The following is a 7,978-nucleotide window of genomic DNA, read 5'->3' as shown; positions in this document are numbered from 1 at the left end:
GGGTGGCGGCGTCCACGGTGGCGGACGCCCCGGTATGGGCGGAAGTCATGCTGCGACCGTAGGAACACCCGTACTCATCCGTCCAATGCACGGACTTGCCATAATCGTTCCCATGGTGCATCAGCAGAGGTCACAGGGGCGCCTGTCACAGACCGGTGACACAGAAGACGTCGTCGCGTTGCTCGCGCCACGCCTCGCGCATTTCGCCGGCGTGGCCCGCACCGAGCACGTCACCCGTGCCGCGCAGGAGATGCGGGTCCCGCAGTCCACGCTGTCGCGGGCCATGGCCCGGCTCGAGGCGGACCTCGGCGTCGACCTCTTCGCCCGCCGGGGCCGCACCGTCTCCCTGACCCCCGCGGGCCGCACCTTCCTCGCCTCCGTCGAACGCGCCCTCGCCGAGGTCGGGCGCGCCGCCGACGAGGTGCGCGCCGACGCCGACCCGGCCGCCGGCAAGGTCGCCTTCGGCTTCCTGCACACCATGGGCGCCGAGACCGTGCCCGGCCTCCTCCACACCTTCCGCGCCGACCACCCCCGCGTCCGCTTCAGCCTCGTACAGGACTACGGCGAGGCCATGCTGAAGCGGCTGCGGGCCGGCGAACTCGACCTCTGCCTGACATCCCCCGTGCCGGACGCGCCCGACCTCGTGGCCCGCCGCCTGGACGAGCAGAAGCTGCGCCTGGTGGTCCCCGCCGACCACCGCCTTGCCGCCCGCCGCCGCATCCGCCTGGCCGAGGCCGCCGACGAGACCTTCGTGACCCTGGAACCCGGCTACGGCCTGCGCCGCATCACCGACGACCTGTGCCGCGAGGCCGGTTTCAAGCCGCGCGTCGCCTTCGAGGGCGAGGAGGCCGAGACGCTGCGGGGCCTGGTCGCGGCGGGCCTCGGGGTCGCCCTGCTGCCCCCGCCGGCCGTCCCCCGCCCGGGCGTTGCCGAACTGACGGTGACGGCCCCGCGCGCGGCCCGGGAGATCGGCGTGGCCTGGCTGGAGGGCCACCCGGACACACCGCCGGTGGCGGCCTTCAAGAAGTTCCTGCTGGCGAAACGAGGGAAGCTGCTCCCCACCTGAGCGGGGACGTCTCCTGTTTCCCGCTCGGGCGGGGGTCTCTCCTGCTTCCCGCTCGGGCGGGACACCTCCTACCGCCGCAACGTCCTGCCGAACCCCGCCGCCAGCGGCATCCGCAGCCCCAGCGGCGGCGGAGCCGCGAGCGCGTCCTGGACCGGCCGCGAGAACGCCCGCCCGAACAACGTGCCCATGACGAAGTCCGAGGCGAGGGAGATGACTTCGCCCCGGTACTGCCGCAACCCGTGCCCGTCGGTGTGGACTTCGAACCGGCACACGTCCCGGTTCACCTTCTTCGCCCGCTCCGCGAACCGGAACGACCGCTCGGGGTCGGCCCGCACGTCGTTCGTACCGTGCACGATCAGCACCCTGCGCCCGACGAGCTGCTTCACCGGTTCGGACGCGGCCGCCACGCCGTCCCCGGGCAGCCAGGGCGCGATCGCCACCACGGAGCCGACGGCCTCGTGCCCGCCCGCGTGCAGCGCGGCCCGGCCGCCCATGCCGAGACCGGCGAGGCACACCGGCACGTCCCCGTAGCGCCGTACGACCTCCTCGACGGCCCACGCGGCGTCGCGGGCCTGATGCGCCTCGCCGCCGTTCCAGCCGCGGTAGCGGTAGTGCACCACGTGCACGGCCAGGCCCTCGTCGCGCCCCAGCCGGGCCAGCCGGCGCCCCAGCCCGCGCACCGAGGCGGCCGCCCGCACCGGCGAGGGCCTGCGGCCGGACACCTCCTGGCCACCCGGGAGCAGCAGCACCGCCCCGCCCACCGCCGCCGGCTCCGGGCCGAGCGTCCTCCCCAGCCGGGCCGTGCGAACCGGCGTCGCCTGCTCTGTCATGACAGAACAGTCTCAGAAGCAGCGGTGTACGCCACCCGTCCGGGCGGTCACCGTTACATATCGACGGATGTGTACACGAGGTGATCTACGCGCGTAGGCGTTAGAGTGCGGAAATGACGAGCCAGACTGCCCATATGGGGAACACCCCGAGCTCGGACCAGATCCGCCGGGCGCCCAAGGTTCTGCTGCACGACCACCTCGACGGCGGGCTCCGCCCGGCCACGATCGTCGAACTCGCCCGCGACGCCGGGTACACCCAACTCCCCGAGACCGACCCGGAGAAGCTCGGCCTGTGGTTCCGGGAGGCCGCCGACTCCGGTTCCCTCGAACGGTACTTGGAGACCTTCTCGCACACCGTCGGCGTCATGCAGACCCGCGACGCCCTCGTCCGGGTCGCCCGCGAGTGCGCCGAGGACCTCGCCGCGGACGGTGTCGTCTACGCCGAGGTGCGCTACGCCCCCGAGCAGCACCTGGAGGGCGGGCTGAGCCTGGAGCAGGTCGTCGAGGCCGTCAACGAGGGGTTCAGGGAGGGCGAACGGGCCGCATCGGCGGCCGGCCGGCGCATCCGCGTCGGCGCCCTGCTCACCGCCATGCGGCACGCGGCCCGCTCCCTGGAGATCGCCGAACTCGCCAACCGCCACCGGGACTCGGGCGTCGCCGGCTTCGACATCGCGGGCGCGGAGGCCGGTCACCCGCCCACCCGGCACCTGGACGCCTTCGAGTACCTGAAGCGGGAGAACAACCACTTCACCATCCACGCCGGTGAGGCCTTCGGCCTGCCGTCCATCTGGCAGGCGCTGCAGTGGTGCGGAGCGGACCGGCTCGGGCACGGCGTGCGCATCATCGACGACATCCAGGTGCACGAGGACGGCACGGTCGAGCTGGGACGGCTGGCCTCGTACGTCCGCGACAAGCGCATCCCGCTGGAGCTGTGCCCCAGTTCCAACCTCCAGACCGGCGCGGCGTCGTCGTACGCCGAGCATCCGATCGGGCTGCTGCGGCGGCTGCTGTTCCGCGCCACGGTCAACACGGACAACCGGCTCATGTCCCACACCAGCATGAGCCGGGAATTCGAGCACCTTGTCGAGGCATTCGGCTACACGCTCGACGACATGCAGTGGTTCTCCGTCAATGCGATGAAATCAGCGTTCATCCCTTTCGATGAACGACTGGCGATGATCAATGACGTGATCAAGCCCGGATATGCGGCACTGAAATCCGAATGGCTGTTTCATGGAGCCGCTTCCACCAGCGGTTCTGCGGGATCGGAGGGCTGACCGAAGGGAGAAGAGGGGCGATCGGTCTTCACAAACCGTCCGCATTTCCGCGTTTGCGGCGGGCGGCCCGGCGTGTTTACGGTCTTGGACCGCTCAGTTCCCCGTCTTCCATTCAAGGACGCATTTTCATGAAGCAGTCTGCTGCCAAGACCCTCGGTGTCGCCGCCCTCGGTGCCGCTTTCGCCGCCGTCGGCGCGGGCGCCGCGAACGCCGCGCCGGCCGCCCCGGACGCGGGCCAGGTGCTCGGCTCCGTCAGCAAGGCGCTCCCGACGGAGAACGTCAGCAAGGCGCTGCCGGCCGGTCAGGCGCTGAACCAGGCCAAGCCCACGGTCCAGAAGGGCCTCGCCGCCGCGCAGCCCGTCGCCCGTGACACGCTGGGGAACGGCCTGACCAAGCCGGCCCCCGGCCTGCTCGGCGGGCTGCCGGTGCAGGGGCTGCCGACGCACGGTGTGCCGGTGAACGGTGTGCCGCTGGGCTGAGTCGGCTGTCGGTTGCCGTAGGACCGGGGCGCACCCCTTGTTTCAGGGGGCGCCCCGACGGCGTTTTACGGTCCGTGGTGGATCTACCAGGTCGAACCGGCCCTGTCCTCCGAGGGCAGCAGGATCCACAGCACGATGTACACCAGGAACTGCGGGCCCGGCAGCAGGCAGGAGAGCAGGAAGAGCACGCGCATCGTCGTCGCGGAGGTACCGAAGCGCCGAGCCAGCGCGGCGCACACTCCGCCGATCATGCGGCCGTGGGTGGGGCGGGCAAGGGCGGTCATCCGAACTCCTCCGTGAGTCGTGGTGCGGGGCCTCCCCGTCGGCTGCCCCGTCCAGTGACCACGTTAGGGAGACGAAGGGGGCAAAGCGTCGCTCCACGGGGCGAGGCCGACCCTGGGAATCGTCGGGGTGCGACCCTGAGGCGGGTCCTCCTGGCGCACGGTCGAGGGGGCCCGGCGCTCGGCCCTGTGGCGGAGGCGGGAGCGGCCCGCGGGGACGATCGCCAGGTGGGCCAGGGCCACGCCCGCGGTGTTGAGCAGCAGGGTGTCCACGTCCACGACCCGGCCGGGCACGCCGGTCTGCAGCAGGGCTATGGCCAGCGAGACCAGGGTGCCGGCGGCCAGCGTACGGATCAGAGAGGCCACCGGGGAGACGCGGAGCCTGCCGTGGGCCATCGGCAGCAGGACGCCCAGCGGAGCGAGCAGCGCGAGTCCCTTGCCGATGCGCCGGGCCGCCTCGATCCGGTCCAGCGCCAGGTCGGCGCGGATGGTGGCGAGCGGGCGCAGGTTGGGCGGTGTCACCCAGGGGACGTCCAGCGGACGCAGCGTGAGCCAGGCGACGAGCGCGAGATGGGCGACAAGGAGGACACCCCCTGTCACACGGACGCGGATCGCGGCGCTGCCGCCGATGGAGCCTTGACGCTGCACGCTCCCCTAGACGCGGCCCCCGGCACGATCGGTTCCGGCAGACGGGCACGCGCAGCCGTGCGAGCTGTGCCACATGCCCGGCGGCCCGTGGGTCAGCCGTCGGTCACCTGGGCCGACGGCGGCTTCGTGGTGCCCGGCCGGGAGCGCAGCTCCTCGCTGCACCGGTAGCGGCGCAGCCGGGTGTCGTCCGGGCCGCCGAGGACCACGGAGCCGTCACCCTCGGTGGCCGCCGAGTCGGACAGCGTGCAGACGATCTGTGCGAGGGCGTACGAGGTGAGGCCGTCCGGTGCGGTGCTCAGCCGGAGTGTCTCCCCGGGGTCCTTGGGGTGCGGTCCGGTGACGGTCAGACCGCCGGGGACGTGCGTGGTGTATCCGGCCGCCGACTCGCCGGCCGACGGTGTCGCGGCGAGCTGGCCGAGCAGCCCCTGTGCCACGATCACGCGCCGCTGTGCGTCCGCCGTGTCCTCCGGCACCCGTACCGTCCGGTCGACGGCCACCAGCGACGAGCCGCACAGCAGGAACACCTGTACGGGCACTCCGCGCGGGGGCTGCGCGGACACGTCCGGCCGGGACAGCGAGCAGGGCACGCGGGAGGGCGCGGCGCCGAAGTCCGTGGGCACCTCGGTGGAGCGGATCCCGCAGCCGGCGAGCAGCAGGGCCAGGGCGGGGAGCACCGGCAGGAGCCGGCGTGCGTTCATCGGGCGGCCCCCTTCGAGCCGGTGCCCTTCCCGCCGTCCTGGCCGCTCTCCGCCTTTCCCACCTTCTCGGCCTTTCCCGCCTTTTCGGCTGTCTCCGTCCGCTCCGCCGTCTCCGTCCGCTCCGCCGCGAGCGCCGAGGCGTCCCGCGGCAGTCGCAGCGTGAACACCGCGCCGCCCTCGGGGGAGTTGGCCGCGGTGATGCCGCCGCCGTGGATGTGGGCGTTGTTCAGGGCGATGGACAGGCCGAGGCCGCTGCCCTCGGAGCGCGGCCGGGAGGCGCTCGCCTTGTAGAACCGGTCGAAGACGTGCGGCAGGACCTCCTCCGGAATGCCGGGGCCGTGGTCGCGGACCTGGATGACGATCTCCTCGTCCGCCTCGTGCACCGAGACCCGCACCGGCGAGCCGCCGTGCTTGAGCGCGTTGCCGACGAGGTTGGCGAGGATGACGTCCAGGCGGCGCGGGTCGAGGCGGGCGTGGATGCCGCGCTCGGCGTCCAGCTCGACCGCGTCCAGCCAGGCGCGGGTGTCGATGCAGGCGGTGATCTGGTCGGCGATGTCGACGTCGTCCAGGACGAGGCGGGCCGTGCCCGCGTCGAAGCGGGTGACCTCCATCAGGTTCTCGACCAGGTCGTTCAGCCGCCGGGTCTCGCTGACCACGAGCCGGACCGCGGGCTCGACCATCGGGTCGATGCCGCCGCTCTCGGAGTCCAGCTCCTCCTCCAGCACCTCCGTCACGGCGGTGATGGCGGTCAGCGGCGTACGCAGCTCATGGCTCATGTCCGCCACGAAGCGGCGGGAGGCCTCGTCGCGGGCGGCCATGTCGGCGACCCGCTTCTCCAGGGCCTCGGCCGCGTTGTTGAACGTACGGGACAGGTCGGCGAGTTCGTCGGTGCCGGACACCCTGAGCCGGGTGTCGAGCTTGCCCTCGCCGAGCCGGCGCGCGGCGATGCCCAGCCGGTGCACGGGCTTCAGCACGGTCGTGGCGGCGGCCTGCGCGAGCAGCGCGGCACCGATCAGCGCCAGGCCGGTGGCGATGCCCAGCGACCAGGCCAGCGAGTTGAGGTCCTTGGCCTCCGGCTCCAGCGACTTGAGCATGTAGCCGGTCGGACCGCCCCCGATCACCTTGCTGCCGGCCACGAGGTACGGCGTGCCGTGCCGCACGACCCGCTGCCAGTACAGGTGGTGCGGCGACTTGTTGGCCGAGGACAGCGGCTGCCGCTTGTCCACCGCGGCGCGCAGCGACTCGGGCACGTCCTGGAGCGAGAAGCCGCTCAGACCACCGGAGTTGCCGTACACCGTGCGGCCGTTCGTGTCCTGGCCGACCAGCAGCACGCTGAAGCGCTGGCTGCTGCCCGCCATCTGACCTGCGGTGTGCTGCAGCTGGTCCTGCGACGGGTGCACCGGCAGCGCGCCCGCGCGGTACTGCATCTCCTGCTGGAAGTCGCGCAGCACCGCGTCCTGCGCGCGGGTCAGCACGGCCTCGCGGTTGAGCCAGTACGCGATCCCGGACGCCGACACGGCGGCGGTCAGCGCCACCAGCGCGAAGACGACGACCAGCCGCAGACGCAGACTGGTGAACCGCAGCCCGGACAGTGCCTTCCCGCGCCTCGCGGCCCAGCCGCGGAACCCTCCTTGCCGTTCGGTCACAGTGTCTTACCGTTCGCTTCTCCGCCCGCGCGGCGCAGAGGTGCGGCTTTCGCGCTCGGCTGCGGGCCGGTGTCCCGCCCGTCGCCCGCCACCACCCTCGATCGACTGCGCTGCGCGCAGGATGCATCGATGCGTGCGTCGCTCACGACGGCGTGTCCAGGCGGTAACCGACTCCGCGCACGGTACGGATCAGCGTCGGGGACGACGGCACGTCCTCGACCTTGGCGCGCAGCCGCTGCACACAGGCGTCCACGAGCCGCGAGTCGCCGAGGTAGTCGTGCTCCCACACCAGCCGCAGCAACTGCTGCCGGGACAGCGCCTGCCCGGGCCGCCGGCTCAGCTCCAGCAGCAGTCTGAGCTCGGTCGGGGTCAGCTGCAGGTCCTCGCCGTTCTTCGTCACCGTCATCGCCGCACGGTCGATGACGAGGCTGCCGAAGGTCGCCGAGTCGTTCGCCTCCCGCTCGCCGCGCCGCAGCACGGCCCGGATCCGGGCGTCCAGCACCCGGCCCTGGACCGGCTTGACGACGTAGTCGTCCGCTCCGGACTCCAGCCCGACCACCACGTCGATGTCGTCGTTGCGGGCGGTGAGCAGGATGATCGGCAACTGGTCCGTGCGCCGGATGCGCCGACACACCTCGAACCCGTCGATGCCGGGCAGCATCACGTCCAGCACGATCAGGTCCGGCCGCTGCTCGCGCAGCATCTTCAGACCGTCCTCACCGCTGGCAGCGGTGGCCACCCGGTGCCCCTGGCGCGTCAGTGAGAGCTCCAGGGCCGTCCGGATGGCGTCGTCGTCCTCGATCAGCAACAGGGAAGGCACGGACCTCATTCTGGCGCATACGGGGGTGGGATTGTGAACTGCTGCCGGTTGACAGTGGTTGAGCGTCTTCCGGTGTGCATGAGTGAGCGTCGCGGTGGCGGTGCGCGACGTGGGACAGCAGCAGGCAGCAGGCAGCAGGGCGACGAGCGTTCTGGTTTCGAATGCGTGACCTTTGACCAGGACGCTCGTTGGATGCGGTGAGCACTTCTTCGGGTGTCGGGCGGGGGTGAGGG

General features: G+C 72.1%; 9 protein-coding genes. 3 read left to right on the top strand and 6 right to left on the bottom strand.

Annotated features, from left to right (window positions below):
• Window positions 1-112 precede the first annotated feature (112 nt).
• On the top strand, window positions 113-1,066 hold the full coding sequence (locus C1I97_RS25940) for a LysR family transcriptional regulator (RefSeq protein WP_111005589.1): 954 nt from the start codon (window positions 113-115) through the stop codon (window positions 1,064-1,066).
• Between the two features lie 68 nt (window positions 1,067-1,134).
• Here the strand turns inward: C1I97_RS25940 and C1I97_RS25935 are convergent, their stop codons facing one another.
• Entirely contained in the window at window positions 1,135-1,896 is a 762-nt protein-coding gene (locus C1I97_RS25935) for an alpha/beta hydrolase (protein ID WP_111005588.1), read from the bottom strand.
• Window positions 1,897-2,009: 113 nt separating this feature from the next.
• On the opposite strand from C1I97_RS25935, the gene C1I97_RS25930 reads away from it, so the two are divergent.
• Window positions 2,010-3,173, top strand: a complete 1,164-nt coding sequence (locus C1I97_RS25930) for an adenosine deaminase (protein ID WP_111005587.1) — start codon at window positions 2,010-2,012, stop codon at window positions 3,171-3,173.
• A gap of 128 nt (window positions 3,174-3,301) precedes the next feature.
• Window positions 3,302-3,652: an ATP-binding protein gene (locus tag C1I97_RS25925; protein ID WP_111005586.1), complete on the top strand. Its 351-nt coding sequence runs from the start codon at window positions 3,302-3,304 to the stop codon at window positions 3,650-3,652.
• Window positions 3,653-3,735: 83 nt separating this feature from the next.
• On the opposite strand, the gene C1I97_RS25920 is transcribed toward C1I97_RS25925, so the two are convergent.
• The 5 genes from C1I97_RS25920 to afsQ1 form a co-directional block, all read right to left on the bottom strand.
• Window positions 3,736-3,936, bottom strand: a complete 201-nt coding sequence (locus C1I97_RS25920) for a PspC domain-containing protein (protein WP_111005585.1) — start codon at window positions 3,934-3,936, stop codon at window positions 3,736-3,738.
• A 63-nt stretch (window positions 3,937-3,999) separates the two neighbouring features.
• Window positions 4,000-4,581, bottom strand: a complete 582-nt coding sequence (locus C1I97_RS25915; RefSeq protein ID WP_111005584.1) for a VanZ family protein — start codon at window positions 4,579-4,581, stop codon at window positions 4,000-4,002.
• Window positions 4,582-4,673: 92 nt separating this feature from the next.
• On the bottom strand, window positions 4,674-5,279 hold the full coding sequence (locus C1I97_RS25910; RefSeq protein WP_111005583.1) for a hypothetical protein: 606 nt from the start codon (window positions 5,277-5,279) through the stop codon (window positions 4,674-4,676).
• Window positions 5,276-6,925 (bottom strand): sensor histidine kinase, encoded by a 1,650-nt coding sequence (locus C1I97_RS25905; protein ID WP_111005582.1) that lies wholly within the window; start codon window positions 6,923-6,925, stop codon window positions 5,276-5,278. The genes C1I97_RS25910 and C1I97_RS25905 overlap by 4 nt, the downstream gene beginning before the upstream one ends.
• A gap of 142 nt (window positions 6,926-7,067) precedes the next feature.
• Window positions 7,068-7,745: a two-component system response regulator AfsQ1 gene (gene afsQ1 / locus C1I97_RS25900; RefSeq protein WP_111005581.1), complete on the bottom strand. Its 678-nt coding sequence runs from the start codon at window positions 7,743-7,745 to the stop codon at window positions 7,068-7,070.
• Window positions 7,746-7,978: the final 233 nt, after the last annotated feature.

Source organism: Streptomyces sp. NTH33 (assembly GCF_003236365.1).
Taxonomy (GTDB): Bacteria; Actinomycetota; Actinomycetes; order Streptomycetales; family Streptomycetaceae; genus Streptomyces.
Note: the sequence above shows the minus strand (reverse complement) of the source record. Positions and strands in the feature narration are given on the sequence as shown.